Annotated in this window: 20 protein-coding genes and 2 tRNA genes; 2 read left to right on the forward strand and 20 right to left on the reverse strand. The window is 42.7% G+C overall.

The features are described 5' to 3' along the window. Positions 1-8: 8 nt before the first annotated feature. Positions 9-1,514 carry a DNA recombination protein RmuC gene (locus CW740_RS06615; protein ID WP_106646780.1) on the reverse strand — a complete coding sequence of 502 codons (1,506 nt, stop codon included), beginning with the start codon at positions 1,512-1,514 and terminating at the stop codon, positions 9-11. Between the two features lie 75 nt (positions 1,515-1,589). Further along, positions 1,590-3,137 (reverse strand): cryptochrome/photolyase family protein, encoded by a 1,548-nt coding sequence (locus tag CW740_RS06620; RefSeq protein ID WP_106646781.1) that lies wholly within the window; start codon positions 3,135-3,137, stop codon positions 1,590-1,592. Between the two features lie 395 nt (positions 3,138-3,532). Between CW740_RS06620 and CW740_RS06625 the strand changes: the two genes are divergently transcribed. Further along, positions 3,533-4,072, forward strand: coding sequence for a hypothetical protein (locus CW740_RS06625; RefSeq protein WP_106646782.1), 540 nt, complete (start codon positions 3,533-3,535; stop codon positions 4,070-4,072). Positions 4,073-4,086: 14 nt separating this feature from the next. Then, positions 4,087-5,331, forward strand: a complete 1,245-nt coding sequence (locus CW740_RS06630) for a S8 family peptidase (RefSeq protein ID WP_106646783.1) — start codon at positions 4,087-4,089, stop codon at positions 5,329-5,331. A gap of 66 nt (positions 5,332-5,397) precedes the next feature. Here the strand turns inward: CW740_RS06630 and CW740_RS06635 are convergent, their stop codons facing one another. The 18 genes from CW740_RS06635 to recX all read right to left on the reverse strand — a co-directional run bounded on the left by CW740_RS06635 (position 5,398) and on the right by recX (position 22,160). Continuing rightward, positions 5,398-5,865 carry a hypothetical protein gene (locus CW740_RS06635; protein ID WP_106646784.1) on the reverse strand — a complete coding sequence of 156 codons (468 nt, stop codon included), beginning with the start codon at positions 5,863-5,865 and terminating at the stop codon, positions 5,398-5,400. A gap of 487 nt (positions 5,866-6,352) precedes the next feature. Continuing rightward, positions 6,353-6,429: transfer RNA gene (locus tag CW740_RS06640), tRNA-Arg, on the reverse strand. Positions 6,430-6,577: 148 nt separating this feature from the next. Then, positions 6,578-7,930 (reverse strand): diguanylate cyclase domain-containing protein, encoded by a 1,353-nt coding sequence (locus CW740_RS06645; RefSeq protein WP_106646785.1) that lies wholly within the window; start codon positions 7,928-7,930, stop codon positions 6,578-6,580. A 24-nt stretch (positions 7,931-7,954) separates the two neighbouring features. Beyond that, entirely contained in the window at positions 7,955-9,187 is a 1,233-nt protein-coding gene (locus CW740_RS06650) for an efflux RND transporter periplasmic adaptor subunit (protein WP_106646786.1), read from the reverse strand. A gap of 6 nt (positions 9,188-9,193) precedes the next feature. Beyond that, on the reverse strand, positions 9,194-11,560 hold the full coding sequence (locus tag CW740_RS06655) for an ABC transporter permease (protein ID WP_106646787.1): 2,367 nt from the start codon (positions 11,558-11,560) through the stop codon (positions 9,194-9,196). Positions 11,561-11,566: 6 nt separating this feature from the next. Continuing rightward, positions 11,567-12,325, reverse strand: a complete 759-nt coding sequence (locus CW740_RS06660) for an ABC transporter ATP-binding protein (protein ID WP_106646788.1) — start codon at positions 12,323-12,325, stop codon at positions 11,567-11,569. Positions 12,326-12,449: 124 nt separating this feature from the next. Next, positions 12,450-12,995, reverse strand: a complete 546-nt coding sequence (locus CW740_RS06665; protein WP_106646789.1) for a hypothetical protein — start codon at positions 12,993-12,995, stop codon at positions 12,450-12,452. Further along, positions 12,995-14,038: a YaaC family protein gene (locus CW740_RS06670; protein ID WP_106646790.1), complete on the reverse strand. Its 1,044-nt coding sequence runs from the start codon at positions 14,036-14,038 to the stop codon at positions 12,995-12,997. The genes CW740_RS06665 and CW740_RS06670 overlap by 1 nt, the downstream gene beginning before the upstream one ends. A gap of 148 nt (positions 14,039-14,186) precedes the next feature. Then, the gene (locus CW740_RS06675) at positions 14,187-14,546 is read right to left on the reverse strand and encodes a hypothetical protein (protein WP_106646791.1); all 360 of its coding nucleotides are present in this window, start codon (positions 14,544-14,546) and stop codon (positions 14,187-14,189) included. A gap of 88 nt (positions 14,547-14,634) precedes the next feature. Beyond that, on the reverse strand, positions 14,635-15,549 hold the full coding sequence (locus CW740_RS06680) for an AbiTii domain-containing protein (RefSeq protein WP_106646792.1): 915 nt from the start codon (positions 15,547-15,549) through the stop codon (positions 14,635-14,637). A 111-nt stretch (positions 15,550-15,660) separates the two neighbouring features. Then, the gene (locus CW740_RS06685) at positions 15,661-16,233 is read right to left on the reverse strand and encodes a hypothetical protein (RefSeq protein ID WP_106646793.1); all 573 of its coding nucleotides are present in this window, start codon (positions 16,231-16,233) and stop codon (positions 15,661-15,663) included. 139 nt (positions 16,234-16,372) lie between these two features. Then, entirely contained in the window at positions 16,373-16,735 is a 363-nt protein-coding gene (locus CW740_RS06690; protein WP_106646794.1) for a molecular chaperone DnaJ, read from the reverse strand. 311 nt (positions 16,736-17,046) lie between these two features. Further along, positions 17,047-17,259, reverse strand: coding sequence for an RNA-binding S4 domain-containing protein (locus tag CW740_RS06695; protein WP_106646795.1), 213 nt, complete (start codon positions 17,257-17,259; stop codon positions 17,047-17,049). Between the two features lie 132 nt (positions 17,260-17,391). Next, a complete protein-coding gene (locus CW740_RS06700; RefSeq protein ID WP_157826406.1) occupies positions 17,392-17,805 on the reverse strand; it encodes a PQQ-binding-like beta-propeller repeat protein in 414 nt (137 codons plus the stop codon). A 602-nt stretch (positions 17,806-18,407) separates the two neighbouring features. After that, a tRNA-Ser gene (locus tag CW740_RS06705) sits at positions 18,408-18,498 on the reverse strand. Between the two features lie 61 nt (positions 18,499-18,559). Further along, positions 18,560-18,775, reverse strand: coding sequence for a carbon storage regulator CsrA (gene csrA / locus CW740_RS06710; RefSeq protein WP_012801363.1), 216 nt, complete (start codon positions 18,773-18,775; stop codon positions 18,560-18,562). A gap of 218 nt (positions 18,776-18,993) precedes the next feature. After that, positions 18,994-21,627 (reverse strand): alanine--tRNA ligase, encoded by a 2,634-nt coding sequence (gene alaS / locus CW740_RS06715; protein ID WP_106646797.1) that lies wholly within the window; start codon positions 21,625-21,627, stop codon positions 18,994-18,996. A gap of 62 nt (positions 21,628-21,689) precedes the next feature. Further along, a complete protein-coding gene (recX, locus tag CW740_RS06720; protein WP_106646798.1) occupies positions 21,690-22,160 on the reverse strand; it encodes a recombination regulator RecX in 471 nt (156 codons plus the stop codon). Between the last annotated feature and the right edge of the window lie 2 nt (positions 22,161-22,162).

The raw sequence follows: 22,162 nt of genomic DNA on the forward strand, positions 1-22,162 counted from the left end.
CAATTAACCTATTTGGATTCTTTCTTATTCTCAAGTTTAGCCGTGGCTGCCACTTCTATAGAGTGTTCATGCTCCTCATGGTTCAACTCAACCTGCTCAATCTTTTCAAATCGACTGCTGATTTTGTCAGCGGAAATGGTAACCTTTTTAACGTCTTCGGTAACGTTATTAATATGACGAGCCAAATCATTCATACGGGTTCTAAAGCGTCCAAAGTCTTTTGACAGCATGCCCAGATGCTCCTGAATGATATGCACCTGTTTACGCGTCGCTTCGTCTTTCAGGACAGCACTGGCCGTTGTTAACAACGCCATCATTGTGGTCGGTGAAACCATCCAGACCTTTTGCTGCTGAGCAAACTCAACCAACTCGGGATGATGGGCATGAATCTCAGCAAAGACTGCTTCTGCAGGAATAAACATGACAGCGCCGACGGCGGTTTCGTTTTCAATGATGTATTTGCTGGCAATATCATTAACGTGCTTCTTGATATCTTTAATGAAAGCCTTGTGCGCCTGATCTCGTTCCGGGGCGGAACGTTCGACATCCACCATCTTCTGATAGTTTTCCAGCGGGAATTTGGCATCAACGCCAATCACACCCGTCGGCTCTGGCAGGAATAAGGCGCAATCTACAATTTTGCCGTTGCTGAAAGAGTGCTGGAATTTGTAATGGCTAGTGGGCATGACATTGGAAACCAAAGACTCCAGCTGAACCTCGCCAAAAGCACCACGCGAGCGTTTATCAGAAAGAATTTCCTGCAAGCTAACTACATTACTGGACAATTCCGTAATTTTCTTCTGTGCATCGTCAATTAACGCCAGGCGCTTTAAAACGTCCTGGAAAGTCTGTGTGGTTTTTTCAAAACCATCGGCCAAGCGCTTCTCAACCTGGCCACTGATCTCTTTGAGTCGTTCATCAGTCGTTTTAGTCAGGCCAGACATGTTTTTCTCAAAGTTTTCTGCCTGTGTCTTGAGATTTATGGTTAACTCTTCTCTGACATCTTTGATGCCGCGGCGGAACTGCTCATGAAGCTGTGCCTGTGACTCTTTCTGATTAATCTCAATCTGTTCTTTCAGCTTCAGGATGTCTTTCTGCAAACTATCTTTGAATCCGGTTAATTCTTTTTGTTGGGTAATGGTGTTGTTGTTAACTTTTTCACCCAGAGCATTGCTAAGCTCGTTAAAGCCTTTTTGTAGCTGACTTTGAAAGGCTTGAAATGATTCGCCAAGCTTAACCTGGTTACCCGCTAGTTTTTCTACCAAATTCTCAGAGGCTCTTTGGTTTTGTTCAGACATACGATGCAAATCAGATTTTGCATAATCGAATGCCATGGTCTGCTTTTGATCAAGGCTCTTTATGGCATCGATGGCACCATCCTCAGATGTTTTGAGGTTCTTTATGGCACTACCCTGACGTATAACCATTACCAGCAACACCAGCATGATTAAGACAATCGCGCCAAGAATAACAGCCAAAGGTAAGTTTTCGCTTAGAAATGTATAGAAATCCATCAATATTATCGTTTGAAATAAATTCCGTTTAGTGTAACAAAATCAGGCCAAAAGAATAGTGATGATATCTCAGCCCTAGAGCTCCTCAATACGCCTAAGAACACTGGCTGCTTTATTGAGTATCGCTTCTTTTTCATCTTCGTCTTTTTTGTTCCAAACGTTATATATCATCCCCATTCTTGGGTTTTGACTAAGTTTATCAGCGTTCCTATCAATAAAGCGCCAGTAGAGACTATTTAATGGACAGGCTGTTTCACCCACTTTATCAGTATGGCTATAGTCACAGTTTGAGCAGTAGTCGCTCATTTTATGAACATAGTTAGCGCTGGCGGCATAAGGCTTAGTAGCGATGATGCCTCCATCAGCAAACTGACTCATACCCCTGGTGTTAGGTAGCTCAACCCACTCTATGGCATCAACATAAATCCCCAGGTACCAATCATCCACTTCATCAGGATCGACTTCAGTTAGCAGACAAAAATTACCGGTGACCATCAGGCGCTGAATATGGTGAGCGAACGCATAATCGAGTGATTGATTAATCGCTTCAGACAAACATCGCATCTTAGTGTTACCGGTCCAGAAATAATCAGGAAGCTTCCTGTCAGCATTGAAATAATTTTTCTGATGATACTCGGGGTGTGTCCAGTAAATTCCTCGTACAAACTCGCGCCAACCAAGTATTTGCCTAACGAAACCTTCGACTTGTGCAATATCGATATCATCATTTGCCCGGTAGGCTTCTACAGTTTTGTCGATGACCTGCCTCGGTGAAATGAGCTTGGCATTCAGTGCAAAGGAAAGTCGTGAATGATATAGGGACCACTTATGCTGACTTTGACAAGTCATTGCGTCCTGAAAATAGCCAAAACGAGGCAAACAATGTTGGCAAAAATACTCCAACAACTCCTTTGCCTGCTTTCTGGAAGTCGGCCAAAGAAGATTAGACTCAGACCTGCCAATCGTTTGGACTTTATGCTTTTTTAGTCGCTTTAGAATACCGTTGACATCATTACTGAATAACAGAGGTTCCGGAATATCCTTTAAATCCTCAGCTTTAAATTTATTGCGGTTCTTTTGATCAAAGTTCCACTGCCCGCCTTCTGGCTGACCATCATCCATGAGAACATCAAAACGCTTACGCATTTTGCGGTAGAAAGACTCCATTCGATTATGTTTGTTGGCTGTAAAATATTTTGGGAAATCTTCTTCAGGTAAGAAAAAGTGTTCGGTCGAACAACTTGAAACTTCAACGGCCGGAGCGTGGAATTCAGCAAAGTGATTTCTTAAGCGATACTCATCGGGAAGCTGGTACTGGAAGCATGCGGCCGAATACTTCTTAACGAGATATGCAATGAGGTCATTAAATGTCGAGAACTTCTCAGTATCGTCCAGCGTTAAATGCAAACAATTATGGCCAGCCTTATTCAAGGCTTTGGCGAAACTTTCCATAGCATGAAAAAAAGCACAAACTTTTTGAATGTGGTGCTTAACGTACCCAGTTTCCTGCTGCATTTCAGCCACAATATACAGGCAATCTTCATCAATGTTCTTAAACCAGCTATGGCTGGCATTCAGCTGGTCGCCCAGTATTAATCGAATGGTTTTATAGCTTTTGTTCAACAGAATTCTTCCCGTCAATATTTCCCAGTAACATTTCCAGCAATACCTTCCATTAATACAGGTGAAATCAGTGTGAAATATAAATTAAGTGTTATCGCCACCATTAGTCCAAGTGCTATTCCAAAGAAAAAGCTCAACACACATTCAAATATGAGTGCTCAACATATCAGTTGATGTTGAGATAAATGTCAGCAACAAACAAGCAATGCATACTTGCATCAAGAGCGACCTGAATCACAGCCCAGGCTCACCAAAGCCGTATTCACTTGTTGTTTTTTTGAACATTTCATAGAGTGATTTTTGCCCATTTGCTCGCAATCTCTCACAAGCAAAGCCTTTTGCTAAAACAAACGAGCTGATCGGCATTACAAAATGGAAATATAAGGAGAAAGTTTATGAAAAAACTATTAGTAGGAAGCTTAGTAGCGGCATCATTCGCTATTTTAAGTGGTTGTGGGACTGATGGGAGAGTTACGGGTGGCGGCACCATGCACTCTGCCGGAGGTGATGGAAAAACCATCTTCACAATCAATGCCAGCCGATGTCCCGATTCCACAGGTGAAAGTGTGGTTAAAGGACAAGTTCAACTCCACGATAAAACCGCAATTGATTTCGAAGATACCGGCGGTGTCAGTTTGCACGCAGACGTAACTTCCGCCATGTACTGCTCAGGTGATTCTGCCGATGACAATGGTGAGTACTGCTTACAGTGCCAAGCAGAGGGATATTATGAAGTTGAGTTTGCTTATCGCTCCCAGAACAATCAGAACCCAGGCGAAGGTAGTGGTTTTATGTGTATAGCTGATGCTGGTTCTGGTAATGCTCTACATGGAATCGCCATCGTTGAAGTGACATCTGGACCATATAGTGGCTACTCTAACCTTGGTGGAGTCAGCGGCAATGTGCAAGCTCACGAATGCAACACTCAAGAATAAAGGGAGTTTAAAACATGAAATTAAGTAAAATCAGTTTAGCCACTCTTACTGCAGTCGGACTGGCTATTTCATCATCAGCCTCAGCGAGCACATTGGTACATAAGCGTTTTGTTGCCGAATACTCGGAAAACAAAAAAGCCGAAGTGATTCAAACTTTAAATGAAGCCGGTGCAGATATAAAACTGGAACTCGACTCACTAGACACCATCGCTTTTGAAGTAGACTCATTAGAAACTTTACGAAACTTACGAGCAAATTCTAATTTAAAAATCGAAATGGATCCTATCAGAACGGTAACCCCTTCAGGCTTCACAAAAATTGAAGACCACACCGATGATCCTTTAAAGACTCATCCGTCATTGTATGGCATCCATATGGTACAGTCTGGGGACTTCCCTACTGGCGCCGCAGCTAATCCGTCGAAAATTTGTGTAATTGACACTGGTTACGATATAGCTCACGAAGATTTGCCCAAAAATGCAATGGGTACCAATGACTTAAGTGGTCCATGGTATGGACCACTGCCAGAAGATCTTCACTACCACGGTACCCACGTTGCTGGAACCATTGGCGCCATAGGCAATAATGGTATTGGTGTGTCAGGCGTCATTCCCAATGTTGAAGATACTGGTGGATTTTACATCGTGAGATTCTTCGATTCAGAAGGTGGCGTTGCTTATGCTTCTGGCCTTGCCGGAGCAGTAGAAGATTGTATGAATAATGGTGCCAATGTGGTGAACATGAGTTTAGGCGGCCCAGTTTATTCTAAAATCGAGGAACGCGCGTTCGAGCGAGCCCGTAAAGCAGGTATTTTAAGTATCGCCGCTGCAGGTAATGATGGTGTTTCTACGCACAGTTACCCAGCTTCTTACGACTCAGTCATGTCAGTTGGAGCTCTCGACTCAGCCAAAGTCATCGCTGACTTCTCGCAAACCACTTCACAAGTGGAAATATCAGCACCCGGAGTCAGCGTTGGCTCAACAGGACCTGGTAATGAATATATCATCGCCAGCGGAACCTCAATGGCAACGCCACATGTAGTCGGTGTCGCAGCGCTGGTATGGAGTCATTATCCACACTGCTCAAACTTCGACATCCGCACCGCGCTAAAAGCCTCTGCGGAAGACTTGGGCGAACCGGGTCATGACTATGCGTATGGCGCAGGACTCGTTCAAGCCAAAGCAGCCTATGATTACCTAGCAACCAACGGTTGTACAGGCAGAATCTGTAAAGGCAAAGAATGCGACCCTGCAAAATAACCATCAACTCACCAAACTAAAGGCGGCTCTAGCCGCCTTTTTTATAGTTAAAGGGCAGCTTTAATTTTAGTTTGCTAACTGCGTTTTCTTGTACTTCGAATAAGCCTCTCCCAGCGCAACCCGCAACTGTCGCAATGGCAAATACTCAACTCGATATTGGGAGAAGTGTCTTTGAGCTGAGGTAATCACATCAGACTCAGTACCCGCTATGTACAGACCATCGATCTCATCCCAAAACAAATACAAATTGGCTGGCTGTTCCGAATATCCTTGATATACCAAGTACCGGCTGTCATCGCCTTCTTCCTCGATATAAATATTGTTTTGTAGTTTTTGGGAGTCATCACATTGAGAAATATAATGAGTAGCCTTCAAGTTTCCAGAGTCGTTATAAACCACAACTTTTACTGAAGAAACACAAGTGGTATAGGTTTTAACATAACCCTCATCCTTTAGTTTTTCGAAGATTAAAGCAGCACATGCAGCAATAACTAGAAGCAATATGAGGTTGAGGTGTTTTTTTATTATGGACACTATTAATTCCCTGTAATTGTTATTAGCCACTCCGAATAGTAGAAACCTTTACTCATAAAGTCAAAATACCAATCATTAGTTAAAGAAAATCGCTGGATCCGCGGTAAGCGACCAAATGGAGAGCCCTGGGTACCTCGGGATCCAGTGACTTTTAAGGTAGGAAATAGATCTGACCTGGATAAGGATTACTGCGTCGCTGCGCTCCTTGCCCTTCGGGCCGTCGTCGGCTACGCCTCCAACGTTCAAAGCACTGCGTGCTTTGTCGAACTCCTTCGGAGGTTCTCATCATTTTCTTTCATACAACGAAAAAAGGCTTCCGGTTTAAGGGAAGCCTTTCGAATAATGGCCGAATGTGACCGCCAAGTACGGCGGGAATGCCAGAATTGCAGGAGCACATTCTGGCGAAGGATGACTACGCTGATCCGCTCAGGTTACTCTTTCTTTCAGGCAATAAAAAACCCCGCATAGTGCGAGGTTTCTTGAATAATGGCGCGCATGGAAGGATTCGAACCTCCGACCGCCTGGTTCGTAGCCAGGTACTCTATCCAGCTGAGCTACATGCGCATCTCGTTGTCGGGCGGTATTATGCCACCAGACTGTGATATGTCAACGGCCTTTTGTAAATTTTTCTATAATATTTTAAATCTTGCGCTAACAGTTTGTTTTTTATACAGAATCTGTCTAATTAACAAGCAAGACGAAGGCCAGTGCTTTAGTCCAATGACTCCTTGTAGTCTTGTTTATCTTGATACATCTTAAGGTCTGAAATATGAATTAACTCCTCAAGATCATTTGAATCCTCTGGGTATAGTGCATAGCCGGCGCTTAAGGAAACATCTAACTGACTGCCATCAAATGTAAATGCCTTCTCCTCAATGGCAGTTTTAAGGTGTTTGATAACACTTTCTACTTTAGACTTATCCCTTAGTCGGGGTAATAAAATCAAGAATTCATCCCCACCAAGCCTACAACAGACATCAGTAGCTCTAATATGTTCAGATATCAAATTGGCAACTTCTATTAATATGTAGTCACCAGCTTTATGACCATAGGTATCATTTATGGACTTGAATCCATTTAAGTCTATCGATATAACCGCAAAATGTTGTTTCTTTTTGCTGTTAATAAACTTGTCTAATAAATAAAACGCAAAGCGTCTATTACGAAGGCCAGTTAACTCATCAAGCATGGAAGAACGGTGTGCTAAATGATAAGAGCGATACAACAAAATAATAGACAAGAGCAACAAAAAGATAATGATACAACCCATTATTCTGTAGACAGTTACAAAGTCTAACTTCTGACTTGCCAGTATTTTTTCGCTATTACCCGCCATTAACCAGCTGCCTCCTGGAATTTCTATGACAGAGGTAATATCCGCTTTTTCAAAAGTAGATTGCTCTCCAAGGAATATTGGTCCTTGCGCCCCGGTACCATTTAACCCTCTAATGGCAACATCATACTTTTCGACAAGCTTGTATAGCCCAGCATCTTCAAACAACTTCTCGACATTGAGAACAATACTAACCCCTCCCCAGTAATCAGAATTCAGTGGGTAATCTTCAAAAACTGGAAAACGAGCAATAATAGCCTGTCCTCCTTGAACTAATTCGAGAGGGCCAGCCAGTACAACTGACTTATTTAATCTTGCGGCTTCGACTGTTTCTAGCTGGCTAGGCCTAGTTCTAAAGTCAAGCCCAATGGCTTTTTCGTTACCCTGCAAAGGGTATACTTTTGAAATAGTATAGCCCTCCGCCACACCGATATTTCTGATGTAATGACCATTCTGAACAAGAGCCTTCGCTAAAGCTTCGAAGTTATCCATCCCTAATTTTTTGTTAACTGAGAGAACTGTCGTTAAACCATTAGCGATAAAAGCATCGGAGAATAGAGCCGATTCAATATTAGCACGAACTAAAAGAAACTCTTCTGAAAGCTCCTCTTTAGCTTCACTACTCATAAATTCTTGATAGGAATCTAAGACATATTCAAGCATAGCAACCGCAGTGATTAAATATAAAAAGCTAGCGATAATAACGGTTAAGTTAATTGTTTTTTTCTTCATTAACGTCCCCTTAAGGAATTAAGTTTATTTGCTTTTTACTGCTCGCTCGCTGCTTAAATCTTTTTTTATTGAAACGAGAATTCCATCCTCAATACTTGCACTAGGGTTATAAATAACCCTCTCGCCTTCAGAAAGTCCATCTAAAATTTCAGCATCAAGGCCGTTAAAAGCCCCAACCGTTAATATTCTTTTTTCTGCTACGTTATCAACAATAACAAAACTAATCCACTGTTCACCCTCTCTTACCATAGCAACAACTGGCAAAATAAGGCTGTTGGGTTTGTCCTTGAGTATAATTTCCACATCAAGCTGGTAACCGTGCCCAAGCTTTTGCCATTGCTCGGGCGGACTGGTGAAATCTATGTAAACGTTGACTCGCTGTTCTTCAATGCCTAAAGCTGTGACTTTTTTATAGGCCATCGGTTCAACCTGTCGGACAACTCCTTCAAGTTCAGTTTCACCGCCCCAACCTTTCATGCGCACTTTTTGTCCCTCAGAAACCCTAACCGCTTCAGTGGAAATCAGTTCGACTTTAACCTCGAGATCTTTGGCATCACCGATATCCATAATTGGTTGGGCTGCATTGATCACCCCTGCACTTTCTCGGTAACGAGTTAATACCACGCCAGTGGTTGGAGCAAAGACCTGGCTACAATCGCACTTAGGCAAAAACTCTACTAAGGAAGTATCCAATAAAGCCTGAACGCGCTCCAACTCTGCCTTCCGAAGTTGTAATGTTGCCTGAGTTGCCTGTAACTCCTGCTGCAAGCTCTGATAAATTTTCTTGGCGGTATCATACTCACGTTCAGAAATAGCCTGATCTTTATATAAACTTTGAGCTCTTTCTAAATCACTTTTGGCAAAGCTTAATTCGTTCTGCACCTGTCTGAGTTTTGCTTGCGTCATCTCCAAAGCGGATTGAGCCGCATGTAATTCGGCAACGGCCTGTTTCTCGCTTCGGGGATCGAGCGGTTGAGATCGTAATGGCTCGATTTCTGCAACAACGGTTTCATTGGCTACAACTGGATCACCGACCTCCAACTCAATGCGACGCAAATAGCCAGTGATGGGCGCAGAGACCTGATAAATATTCTTAACCTCGGTTTCACCAACCTCAGAAACCACCTCATAAAATTGCCCACGGGTGACTGTAACTGTTTCGACTTCTATCGCCCTAGGCCAAAACCCATAAGCCAGCAAGGCAACTAAAACCGCCGCCAAGACTATCCATAACTTAAATCGCTTATTGATACCCATGAATAATTATTCCTTGGTTTTTAACACTTCGATAAGATCGAGGTGATGAATTCGTTTTACCACAAACAACGCAGACATCACTGAGGCAATGATGGCCACAATGACTGCATAGCTATAGGTATGAGGATAAATAATGATTGGAATCCTGAACAACTCGGTTTCAAACGCATACCCCAATAACTGAGTCAGTCCCCATCCAACAAAGCAGCCAGAAGCTAAACCCACTAAAGTCAGCAATCCCACCTCACATAACAAAATATAAGAGGTTTCACCTTTAGTAAAACCCAAAACTCGCAAAGTGGCCAATTCTCTCCCTCGTTCGGAGAGCGATATTCGAATCATGTTATAGGTAACACCGAATACCAATATCGACGATAACACAATGAAGATAAACATGAAGACCAGCATACTCTCTGCAACCGTTTCATTAAACGCATCAAGCAGTGACTGTTTGGTCATTAGAGCAGTAATAGCGGGAGATTCCTTAACGGCTTTATAAAGCGACTCGTAATGTTGCGAGTCGACCACGAGGTTTAGCATAAAATACTGCCCCACTTCTCCTAACTCTCGATTGAGGGTTTTGAGGTTCATATAAGCAGGCAAGCCAATAAAAGTATCGAAAATTCCAACAACGGCGTAATCTCGCTGTAATCCAGACTTATCCAGAAACTCAACATAAATCCGATCACCGACGCCTATATTCAACTTCTCAGCCAGAATACTGCCAATCACCATTCCCTCTTCCGGCAATGCGACAACTTGCTGAGTATAGGTATCGTAAATAGGCTGCAAGGTTGCATCAGACTCTAGACCTGTAATAGCACCACGGTGAGTTTTGGTGCCATTAATAAACTCCACGGAAACATAACGTATCGGCTCTGCTTCAATGACGCCAGGAAGCCGCTTAACCTGATACAAAGCCTCCTGTTTCTGGTTTTCGTAAAAAGCCATGGTCATATCTTGCCGTTGCGCGTCATTAAAAAATGAAATCCCCAGATACTTAATCGCATCCGACATCTGAATGGCTAGCACCATCAGTCCCACAGCTAAAGAAATTCCGATAACGGTAAAACTGGCTCTCAGTGGCTTACGAATAATCTGTCGAACGGCAATGCGGGTCGGCTGATCCAGCCAATGCTTGATAGAAGGCGTATCAACAAAGCTTTTGTGGTAAATGTCAGGGCTCGGCGGAACCATCGCAATAGCTGGCGGCAATTGAACCACCCTGGCAATTGAGCCAATAATTCCAGATAGTGCCGCTAAAACACTAACACCAGAACTGGCAATAAATGACAGAAAAGAAAAATCGTAAACCAATAATGGAAAACGGAAAAACTCCGCATACATTTCAGTATTTTCCTGCCCAAGATAAGCACCCGCGACTAAACCAATGACAGCGCCAACAAAGCACATCACTAATACCATCTTGAAGTAATGTGCGCCGACCTGCAGGTTGCTGTAGCCAAAGGCTTTCAGTAATCCAATTTGCTCACGCTCATTGGTAATCATCCGGCTTAGCACCATGTTGGTTAGAAAAGCCGATACCAGCAAGAAGATGACGGGGAAAATGATTGAGGTGGTTTTTAACTGCTGTATTTCATTATTAACGAACCAATAAGAAATTTGATCATCGCGCAAATAAGAATTCCTGCCGCCATAAGGCTCAAGAACCATATCAATCTGTTTCAGCAGAGCCTGATGATCGGATGTCGAGTCAAACTTAAAAGCAACGTCATTAAATGCGCCTTTCAAGTCAAAGGCGGCCTCTAGTGAACTTTGGCCAGACCATAGAATCCCATAACGTGCATCATCGGGCATCAAAGAACCCGGAGCAATTGAGTAGATATATTCAGGGCTCAGCGCAATGCCGACTATTCTGAAGTAACGCTTTTTGCCATTCATCACAGCAGAGAGCTTGTCACCTAACTTCAAATTGTGAGCCTCGGCAAAAGGCTCATTCACAATCACCTCATCGGAAGTACCCGGAGCAATCCAGCGCCCCTCCCTTAAGGCCAGCTGATTGAGCCTCGGCTGACCCTGATCAGGAATTGAAGTCAGCAACCCCATAACAGGCTCATTAAAGTCAGGCATATCCAGACTGGCAAACTTCTTGATGCGTGTTTCAACTAAGCTGACACCGTCAATCGCTTCGAGACGTTGCTTGACCGCATTAGGAACCCGAACTGCAGTGACAAAGGCATCAGCAAATTGGTAATCAGTATAATATTGTTCAGAAGTTTTCTGCAGTGACTCGAGCGTCGTCAGAGCCATACTCAAAGTAGCAATACCAGAAGCAATCACCAAAGCTACAGCGATAACCTGGCCTTTGACATGCCATAAATCGCGCAACAGCTTCAGATTCAAAGCCCGCATATCAGATCACCACTTCAACTCGCTGGGGGACTGACGGTTGTCATTGGAGTGGATATCTGACACCTTGCCGTCACGCAGAGTCACAACCCGGTCAGCAATGCCACCAACCGAAGTGTTATGGGTAATCACAACAGTTGCAGTCCCTAGTTCACGATTGACCTGCTCAATCGCTTCGAGAACTAAAATCCCGGTTTGATGATCCAGTGCACCGGTAGGCTCATCGCACAATAATATTTCAGGCTGCTTGGCAATCGCTCGAGCAATCGCCACCCGCTGCTGCTCACCGCCTGACAGCTGTGCCGGAAAATGGTCTTTTCTTGGCAACAGACCAACCAGCTCCAATGCTGCTTCCGGCTTAATGGGGTTCTTTGCAATTTCGGTCACTAAAGCGACATTCTCTAAAGCAGTAAGGCTGGGAATTAAGTTATAGAACTGAAACACGAAACCGACATGTTCACGGCGGAAGTTGGTCAAAAGCCCCTTACTGTCAGAGCTAATCAAGCGATCTTTAAAATACACCTCGCCCGACGTAGCGCTGTCCAAGCCCCCGAGAATATTCAGCAGTGTCGATTTACCGCTACCCGACTGGCCCAGCAACACCACCATCTCATGCTCAAACACCTCAAAATCAACGCCATCCAACGCCTTAACCTCAACCTCCCCTGTTTTATAAACCTTGGTAAGATTATGCGCATGCAATACCGGCTTTGACTCAGTCGTAGCTGAATCCTGCTTTACTTCTTGAGTAGATGTGATTTCCGACAAGTTCAAATCCCTGATTAAAAAACAAACACCTTTGAATCATAGTAAGAATCGGAAGGAAAGATAGCAATAGAAATTTAAAAGGAATGGAGATTAGATGATTTATGTTAGTTGGGGGGATAACACCTCAAATACCGAAGTAGCTTTGTTGCCGTCTAGTGATGTCATTTGTTAGGTTCATATCTATGTCATCTAGCTGTTTTAATAGCTCTAATATGGAATTATATTTAATCACTTTATGTAGTGATGGAAGTCCTAAAGCCATCAGAGAGATATAGCCGTCACCTATCTGTAGATTATGATCAATATGATCAATACCTCTATATTTTTTGGGCTTTGCTTTATTGTTTTCATCGGGTTTAAAGCACATCACAATGGGAATTCCATTGCTATCTGCTAATTGAAGCTCAATTCCCATTCCGGTTGAAGGAAAGCTAGCCTCAGCTATTATCAAGTCTGACCAAAGCACCATGTCTCTATCCCACTTATAGCAGAGTTCAGCCTTACATGACTCCTCATAACTAGCTAGTTGTGGATCGCTGTTTGCAAGAGCATATTTAACTCTATGACCTGAAGCAGTTAGATGTTCGGCAACATTTACCAGTAAGTTGGAATACTCCTTAAATGAGCATTCAGGCACGTGTGTTAGCGCACATGCTAGATAGATATTCATTAAGTTGCCGCCCTGACATTTGGTATTAGAAATTGATGCCCTGTAATTTCAGAGGCTATTTCATCGAAAAACTGGTTAGGAGCTTGTTGTATAAACTCACTCAGTAACCAGTTTTTTTGCCCCGAGAGAAATGAGTCTAACTCCAGAGGCTTATATCGACTCAACTCACTTAATCTATGCATCGCTGCAAGTGTCAAAGTTGAGGGCAATTTAGAGATTCTCTTTGGCCCAGAAGTCTTAGACTTTATATACCATAACGTCTGAGTACCATTGATGTATTGCAAATCATGGCGTAGAACCTTATGAAGAGATACAAGGTTATTGATATCAGCGGCAGTAGGCTTTCCAGGTCGAGAAAAAGAAACCGTTGCTGAGGAGCGAATCACCCCTTTATCGGTATCTTGAATAAATGCTGGTGGCAGCCTATTTATGACCTGTAATGTTGAGAAGTCTTTCGAGAGCTTAGCTCTAAAATAAGCCTGTTTGATTGATTTGTTGACGACAAATTCCGCATCTTTTATGGGGATGAACATGTCAGTTTGCGATGGGTACGTTAAACAGTAAGTTCGATGAATGTACGGCAGGTTAAACAGTAACTCTTGCAAACTAAACATCTTAGCCTGTTCTAACTCACCATAATATAAAGAAAGTGAGGGCAATATGCCATTTTGTTTTATTTTTATACCCTCATTCGTAAGACTAATCTTACTAGCTGGATTACGCATATTATGAGATGCAACACCATGATATTCTTTGAACTTAATACCTTTAGCGGTTAATAGGGCTTTTACGGCATTCATAAAGGAATAATAGTGTAGAAGTGGGGCTGACTGAGTAGGCAGTCCCTTAGAAGCCTCATGAAATACTCTTGCTTGGTTCCAGTAAAACAATGCATTCTTCTGCTTTTCCTTTTTCATCCACAGATCAACAAAATCCCAAGGACTATTGGTAAGTACATTTCTGGCTGCCAGCTCGGGGGATACTACAGATTTATGGGGGCGTATTTCTTTCCCTTTCAGTTTAATTCGTACAATTTCTGACATATATCTTTTATCTTATTTAATGTGAACTATTGTTAACCCTAAACATCCTTTGCGCGTTATTGAGGTCAGAGCAAATTTAAACTTCAACCCTATTACTCTTTTCCATTAATTACTCTAACGCTCAAAGCTGCACAAAGTTTTAGCGCCTCTATTTAATAAACCAAACACCAGTTATAAACCCCAGAATGAGACCTATAATTAGAGCACCAAGAATTTGAGCTGTTACTTGTTGAGCAAGACCGCTCCACCATTGAGCACGGCTCTCCTTCGACACCTCTTCCTTTCGTTGCTGCTTAAGTCTTTCTTTGTAAACTTGGCCCATAACTACTCTAGCAGGCCTATCGAACTTCCCGGGCGGCATAGAAAGAAAAAGCTCTAACTCCTTAAGTGGAGCAGAGTTAGCTTGATTCCTGAAATAGTCATGCTCCTCCTGAATACTATCAGCCTCATAGGAGCATGCAATCATAAGGCGCTCAACCCAGCTTTTTTGACTCTCGCTTTTAGTCATAATTTATCCTTAGCCCTGAGAAATTAATGGCGTCAAAGTCTTTGCCCCTTGGAAAACTATTCAATGGTCTAACTTTGCCAATATTATTTTAAAACCAACCATAATAATTTTGTAATGCTGTTGCTAACAAACTACTAGCAATGCCAAGTTCAATTTGCCAACTAGCCTCTACTGCCTTAGACAACATAGTTTGAAGCCAGTCTTTAACAGCAGGTCCATATTCTTTTTTATCTGGCTCAATAACTTTTGCATCATCTTGAATAGCCTTGCGAAGTGCTTTAATATCGTTCTCAGACACCCCATGTCCTTCTAGTGTTTTCTGAAGAGCATCAAAATTACCTTTAAGGTTAGTATTTTGAACATGTTGAGTACTTCCACTACCGACTAAAATGGTAGTGTTATCACCAAAGATAGTATTATTAAAAAGATTAGCGGTATCTAAGTCGTTAGCTTTTTCCTTGACTTCGTCTTCGTTTAGTTCGCCAGATAAATTTGCATTTAACTCTAGGAGGAAGTCGAGTAAACGAGAACGTACCTGAGTGAGTATTTGAATAACATCTGCTTTTTGAACTTCACACCAAGCACGTATTATTTGATATCCATTTGATAAACCTTCGCCAAGAATACCATTAGCTTCCATTGGTATAGGTGATTGTAGGTGCCCTTCACTCAATTCAGCATATTTCTCAAGCACCGCGAGAGATTGATTCATCTTAGCAGTTTCTAAGGTACTTCTATAATCTTCATCAAGGTGTCCTAATGGAATAGGGTGCGCTGTAACCTGATATGCCATATTTGATGCATTAACCAGAACTTGTGCTGGTAAAATCCGATATGGCGGTACACTATCTCTCTCAGGGTAACCATTTAATTCATGGTTGACCCATTCAACTAACTCCTTGTGGCCTATTTTATGCAAAAGAACTTTTGTCTTAATAAGCGCATCACTGAGTTTTCCATTTTCAGAGCTTAAAATATTAATAATTTCTTCAATTAGCTTCATTCTACGATGCCTTTAATTAATTTAACGCTTAAGCACGGGCTATATATATCTAATTGATGTTATCTTGGGGCCATAGGTCCAAGGCTAAACCACTTGTTAAAAATGTTGCTTTCAAGTTGAAATTGTCACTAACTTTACAGCGGTTCGTGTGAAATAATACATCTCAGAACCTTTTGAATTATAGTCAAGGCGTAATAGTCTATGCTCTACTAAAGTGTTGAGATCATCATGAAGGAACTGTTCATCTTCATATGTTATTAGCTCTCCATTGCTTGGTATTAGTATAGGTGCTCTATTCATAGACTTGGATACCAAAAAAAATTCAGTTTTGTTTTTGTACATTTGAGCGATTATTGAGTGTGCCTGCTCAGATAACTCGACATTTGGGACAATTGATACTGCTAATTCAGTTAGGTCTGGCACTCTACTAGCTATTAACGCCATAGTATGACCTAACCCATCTAACTTCCTATGTAGTTCATCATTATGATGATTGAGTAATGCTTTAATACTTACTGTAATATCTGTATTCTGTTCAATAGTATTAGCAAGTTCTTCATGTTTGTGGTCTATGAGCCAAGCAATAAACTCTGACAGTTCGGCAATGCTTTTAGATTCTCGTCCACTTGAGAATGCTGATAAAAGACCGATAATTGTTGCAAATGCTGATGCTTCTGTAATCATCTAATATCCTAAATACTGAACAAACGTGAAATTGGGAGTTTCATTGCTAAATCTTAATGCTAATTAATGGAGTCAGAGTACATCCCCCCCAATGCAATATTCGATAAAATCTGTACTGATAATCTTAGATCGGTTTTCATTACAATTTACTCCGGCCATTAAAATAGAAGGCAGTGACACCTCCAAGTAATGTACCTGCAAAGGCTAAAAACTCAGGGAAATGTGGATTTCTGATAAGCGCTAGGACGAATATGAAGATAAGAACCAGAAATACGATTCCAATCGCAAGCATTGGTTTTACTCGCTTATTTAATCGCTCAGTCAGGGGTTCAGATTGCCCAAGACCACCACATGTACCACATGCTAACCCAACGAATTCTTTTCCTTTCAATTCGTTACGTTTTGCACAGGCGTGACAGCTTGAGCCATTGGGACCAGATTTGCATATACCCGTTTCTTCACAATGACGGCATGGGTACAAATTAGACTTTACTTCCTGCATTCAAGCACTTCCTTCAGCTAATCATTACTAGTTAATGCTAGTAACCTATTGTTTTAAAATTACTTTTTTTGTGTCCACTTTACAGGTTTATACTTTATAAATAGCGAACATTTATTATTTTGGTATCTTTTTATAAGAACCAATGCCACTTATTTTGTGACGTGGTTAACACGTTATAATAGTCCGGTTTTTTCGTTTTGCAATAATTTTATTGACTAAATATTAATCTAAGTTTGTAAGCAAAGTGAATTACAGACATAAAAAAACCTGCCGAAGCAGGTGTGAGTAGCCTAATAGTAAATTAATTACGATTACTTCAGTAAAACTTTGTATTGGTCATTCATAAATTCAATAACGTCACCTGAATTTATTTTCTTTCGCTTTCTCTTCTCTATCTCACCGTTGACTAAAACCTGTCCATCATCGATTACAGCTTTTGCCTCTCCACCACTACTTACAATGCCTTCGAACTTTAGTATTTTGTAGAGCTCAACCGGCTCTTTTGTAATTTCTACTGTTTTCACGACATGTTCCTTTCTGTACCAATTAATCGCATTACAACATACTAACGGACAACACCACAGTTGAAATTGATTGTCATATGAGGGTTGCGTACCTACTATTTATAATATTTTGAACGATAGAGTGATTCCTCATTACTTTGTAAACTGTTTATCCATGATAGACCCATCTTCTTCGGATAACTTGCATAGAAAGCCTTCCCATGAGTTGGAATACAATTCATTTTCATTATAGTAAGGTGGATTTGAGTAAATGTCTTTTTCAGAGGGTAATTCAGCTCTCCAAATGATTTCGCCTTCGAGGCTTACCTTTGCAATATTTCCTTTCCCGAGACTAGACTCAAAGTCGTAATACCCATTGTAAACAATTATTGCATCGTTACTTTTGGTCGAAAGAATCTTGTATATAGGGGTGTTTCCAGTGCGAACCCTCCATAGCTCCTTTCCAGTTACGGGAGAAATACAAATGGTTGTATTTGATGCTGCAATGAAAAGTAAATCATTAACAATCTCTGCCAGATGAATACCATTCCATGCTCCTGTCGGCATTTTAATATTCCCCAGGCTTCGTTCCCACTCTAGTTGCCACGGACTACTTTGACAATGTTGGTTAACTTTACTTAGAAGCCTAATTTTTACATCAGTATTAGATGGGTTCCCTTTGCCTACCTCCGCCCCTCCATTGAATGATAACTCTATCGACCAGCGCTCAGATTCTGACTTAGTAACATATCTTACTTCGATCACGGCATTCCTTTTCTATCAGCAATTTAATTAAAAAATTTAGGACACCGACAAACCATACTTCACCCATATCTGGTCAGTCAATTAAACCTTTCAAGCATTACACATAGCCACATAAATTACAGGCATAAAAAAACCTGCCGAAGCAGGTTTGAAAAATTCTATTTTAAGAGGGAGGGATTATAAAATACAAGCGACCGTAGGGAGTCCCCTTGCGGGATATTTTACCCTTCGGGCCAGCTTCACTTCGTTCCGCTGTTCATCAGTTTGCAGGAGCAAACTAAAACAGCTTTAGCTGGCCTGCGAAGCAGGTGGAATACAAGGATGTATTCCATAAAATCGTTCCTTCGCCCCATTTAAAACCTGGATATAAAAAAACCTGCCGGAGCAGGTTTTAAACAAACTAATGGCGGTGAGGGAGGGATTCGAACCCTCGATACCGGATTAGGGTATACTCCCTTAGCAGGGGAGCGCCTTCAGCCGCTCGGCCACCTCACCTTTAGTGCGGACGGAATGTTACCTTATTTAAGATAAATTGCAACACTCCTTTTCCACTTTTTTAATAATATTCGTTGTCGTCTGATGAACCGCCTTGATAACCTTCCATTTGCTTTTCATGTTGAATGCGCAAATAGATTTCTTCGCGGTGTACAGCAACTTCTTTAGGTGCGTTGATACCGATACGAACCTGGTTTCCTTTAACGCCTAAAACAGTAACGGTGATTTCATCACCAATCATAAGTGTCTCACCGACACGACGGGTTAAGATTAACATTCCAATCTCCTACATTTCCTGTAGCTCAGAAATTCGGCAATCATTGCTTATTTCTTCGCCATCTACAAATCGTCTGTACAGTTTACATACAAAGTTGAAGCGACGGATTCTATCAATATTCCTCGCACAACTCTACTTTTTTGTGAGTGGACTCACAAAGTTACCTAACTAGGATAATCCGATACACATTGATTGTATAGCGGAAGCCCTGAGTCAATTTAGCTTAAGCGCTCGGCTACCCAAGGCTTCACGCTATCTAGCGCTGCCGGTAATGCTGCTGGGTCTTTACCGCCGGCCTGAGCCATGTCAGGGCGACCACCGCCCTTCCCGCCTACTTGTGAGGCGACCATATTAACCAGCTCACCAGCTTTCACTTTGCCGGTTAAGTCTTTGCTGACACCGACAATAATGCTGACCTTGTCGTCTTCTGCAATGCCTAATACGACAATGCTTGAGCCCAGCTTGTTCTTAAGCTGATCCTGAATATCACGCAAGGCTTTCGCTTCGACGCCTTCTAGTTTAGCGACCAGTAATTTGACGCCGTTAATCTCTTCGGCCTGGGTGGCAAGGTCACTACCCTGCGAGGATGCTAGCTTGCTTTGCAGTGCTTCGATGGTCTTTTCAAGTTGACGGCTTTTATCCATCAACTGAGTGACTTTGTCAGCTACCTGCGAAGGTTCTGATTTCAGTAGTTTGCCAATCGATTGCAAGTTGGCTTCCGCTGACTGCATCCAGTTCACTGCGCCCGCCCCTGTAGTCGCTTCTATACGGCGAATACCGGCGGCAATGCCAGACTCGGAAAGAATCTTGAAAGCACCAATATCACCAGTGCGCTTTACGTGCGTACCGCCACACAGCTCAATCGAGAATGGTGACATGGTAAGTACTCGTACTTCATCGCCATACTTTTCACCAAACAGGGCCATCGCACCGTGTTCTTTGGCTTCGTCCATGGACATGATTTGTGCTTCGACTGGGTGGTTCTCATAAATCTTCTGATTGACCAGTGCTTCAATCTGACGCAATTGCTCCTGCGATACAGGCTCTGGGTTCGAGAAGTCAAAACGTAAACGCTCTGGGCCAACTAGCGAGCCTTTCTGAGTAACGTGCGTTCCAAGAATGTCGCGAAGCGCGGCATGCAATAAGTGTGTTGCCGAGTGATTACGCATCGTGTGCTGGCGTCGCTCAGCATCAACGAAGGCTTGAAGCTCCGACTCGTTTGAGATAGAACCTTTCTCCACATAGCCAATGTGCGCAATTGCATCACCGAGCTTTTGGGTGTCTTCAACTTTGAAGCTGGCACCACAGCCCATCAATTGACCGGTATCACCAACCTGACCGCCTGACTCGGCGTAGAATGGTGTTTTCGCTAAGATAATGACGCCCTTCTCGCCTTCTTCCAGACGCTCGACTCCCTGTTCGCCTTTAAGCAGTCGAGTAACGATCACATTCTGATTGGTGTAGTCATAACCTGTGAACTCTGAACGCTCGTCGATACTGAAGTTGTCATTGTAGTCGGTGCCGAAGTTGCTGGCTGCACGCGCACGTTCGCGCTGCTCATTCATGGCTTTCTCGAAACCATCCCAGTCAACTTCCAGGCCTTTTTCGCGAGCGATGTCCGCGGTTAAATCTTGCGGGAAGCCATAGGTGTCATACAGCTTAAATACGGTTTCGCCAGAAATGGTTTTGCTGTTGTTAGCTACCAATTCAGCGATATCCTGATCAAGGATTTGCATCCCTTTATCAAGCGTGCGAGCAAAAGCCTCTTCTTCTTTCGCCAATACTTTTTCGATCAGTTCTTTATGCTCAACCAGACCCGGATAAGCATCACCCATCACATCAATCAATGGCTGAATCAGCTTGGCAAAGAAGATGCCTTTTGCGCCGAGCTGGTGGCCATGACGAACGGCACGACGCACGATTCGACGTAATACATAACCACGACCTTCGTTGCTTGGCACAATGCCATCCAACACAAGGAATGCACAAGAGCGAATATGGTCGGCAATCACGCGCAGCGATTTGTTATCAAGGTCTTTGACCTTTAACAGATCTGCGGTTGATTTAATGAGGTGTTGGAACAGGTCGATTTCGTAGTTGCTGTGAACGCCTTGCAAGATTGCTGCGATACGTTCAAGACCCATGCCGGTATCAACTGATGGCTTAGGTAGTGGTTCCATGGTGCCGTCTTTGTGGCGGTTGAACTGCATGAATACCAGGTTCCAAATTTCGATAAAGCGATCACCGTCTTCTTCAGGCGTTCCCGGAGGGCCACCCCAGATATCTTCACCGTGATCATAGAAGACTTCAGTACAAGGTCCACAAGGGCCTGTGTCGCCCATTGCCCAGAAGTTATCGGAAGCGTAACGCTCGCCTTTGTTGTCGCCAATACGGCTGATGCGATCTGCTGGGAAGCCAATATCATTAACCCAGATATCAAAGGCTTCATCGTCTTCTTCGTAAACGGTTACCCAAAGCTTTTCTTTTGGCAGCTTGAACTCTTCAGTCAGTAGTTCCCAGCAATAGGCAATGGCTTCTTTCTTGAAGTAATCGCCGAAGCTGAAGTTACCGAGCATTTCAAAGAAGGTGTGGTGACGTGCGGTATAACCCACATTTTCCAAATCGTTATGTTTACCACCGGCGCGGACGCAACGCTGCGACGAGGTTGCGCGGGTGTAACTACGCTTATCAATGCCTAAGAAGCAGTCTTTGAATTGCACCATGCCTGCATTGGTGAAAAGTAATGTAGGGTCATTGGCTGGAATCAATGGGCTACTGTCTACGATCTGATGTCCCTTATCCTCAAAGAACTTTAGAAAAGCGTTACGAATTTGGTTAGTTGTCATACTCACGGTGATAACCTATTACCTTATTTAATACTTTAATTTATTTTCTTAACTATTTGAAAGTTAAGCTATTCATCATCCTCGATTGAGGTGCGAGATAAAATTCGGTTGATTGTATCAAAATCAAAACCGCGGTACTGCATGAAACGCGCCTGCTTGGCCCTAAGTTTCAAGTCATTACCGGGCAGTTGATTATATTTCTTTTGCCAGATTGATAAAGCGGTTTTATACCAATCTATGTCCATTTCTTCGAATAACAAGCTTATCCGATGCTCATCAATGCCTTTTTGCTTGAGTTCCTGTTGAATTCGCATAGGGCCATAGCCGGACTCAGAACGAACCCGGAGAAAACTTTGCGCAAAACGTTCATCGCTTTGCAGATTGCGCTCAGCCAGTCGATCAAGGTAAGCCTCGACCTCCTCGCCTTCAAAGCCACGAACTTTCAGCTTATCCAAAAGCTCACGCCGGGAATGTTCCCGGCGTGCTAGTAAGTCCATCGCGATAATCTTGTAATCGCGTTTAGGCTTTTCTTTCTTCATTA

Origin of the sequence: Kangiella profundi (assembly GCF_002838765.1) — a bacterium.
Classification (GTDB): Bacteria; Pseudomonadota; Gammaproteobacteria; order Enterobacterales; family Kangiellaceae; genus Kangiella; species Kangiella profundi.

Bases quoted from the DNA above. Each gene is read 5' to 3' on its own strand.
- CW740_RS06615 (WP_106646780.1), bottom strand. From the start codon at position 1,514: ATGGATTTCTATACATTTCTAAGCGAAAACTTACCTTTGGCTGTTATT.
- CW740_RS06625 (WP_106646782.1), top strand. From the start codon at position 3,533: ATGAAAAAACTATTAGTAGGAAGCTTAGTAGCGGCATCATTCGCTATT.
- CW740_RS06630 (WP_106646783.1), top strand. From the start codon at position 4,087: ATGAAATTAAGTAAAATCAGTTTAGCCACTCTTACTGCAGTCGGACTG.
- CW740_RS06645 (WP_106646785.1), bottom strand. From the start codon at position 7,930: ATGAAGAAAAAAACAATTAACTTAACCGTTATTATCGCTAGCTTTTTA.
- CW740_RS06650 (WP_106646786.1), bottom strand. From the start codon at position 9,187: ATGGGTATCAATAAGCGATTTAAGTTATGGATAGTCTTGGCGGCGGTT.
- CW740_RS06655 (WP_106646787.1), bottom strand. From the start codon at position 11,560: ATGCGGGCTTTGAATCTGAAGCTGTTGCGCGATTTATGGCATGTCAAA.
- CW740_RS06665 (WP_106646789.1), bottom strand. From the start codon at position 12,995: ATGAATATCTATCTAGCATGTGCGCTAACACACGTGCCTGAATGCTCA.
- CW740_RS06670 (WP_106646790.1), bottom strand. From the start codon at position 14,038: ATGTCAGAAATTGTACGAATTAAACTGAAAGGGAAAGAAATACGCCCC.
- CW740_RS06675 (WP_106646791.1), bottom strand. From the start codon at position 14,546: ATGACTAAAAGCGAGAGTCAAAAAAGCTGGGTTGAGCGCCTTATGATT.
- CW740_RS06680 (WP_106646792.1), bottom strand. From the start codon at position 15,549: ATGAAGCTAATTGAAGAAATTATTAATATTTTAAGCTCTGAAAATGGA.
- CW740_RS06685 (WP_106646793.1), bottom strand. From the start codon at position 16,233: ATGATTACAGAAGCATCAGCATTTGCAACAATTATCGGTCTTTTATCA.
- CW740_RS06690 (WP_106646794.1), bottom strand. From the start codon at position 16,735: ATGCAGGAAGTAAAGTCTAATTTGTACCCATGCCGTCATTGTGAAGAA.
- CW740_RS06700 (WP_157826406.1), bottom strand. From the start codon at position 17,805: ATGCCGACAGGAGCATGGAATGGTATTCATCTGGCAGAGATTGTTAAT.
- csrA (WP_012801363.1), bottom strand. From the start codon at position 18,775: ATGTTAATCTTAACCCGTCGTGTCGGTGAGACACTTATGATTGGTGAT.
- recX (WP_106646798.1), bottom strand. From the start codon at position 22,160: ATGAAGAAAGAAAAGCCTAAACGCGATTACAAGATTATCGCGATGGAC.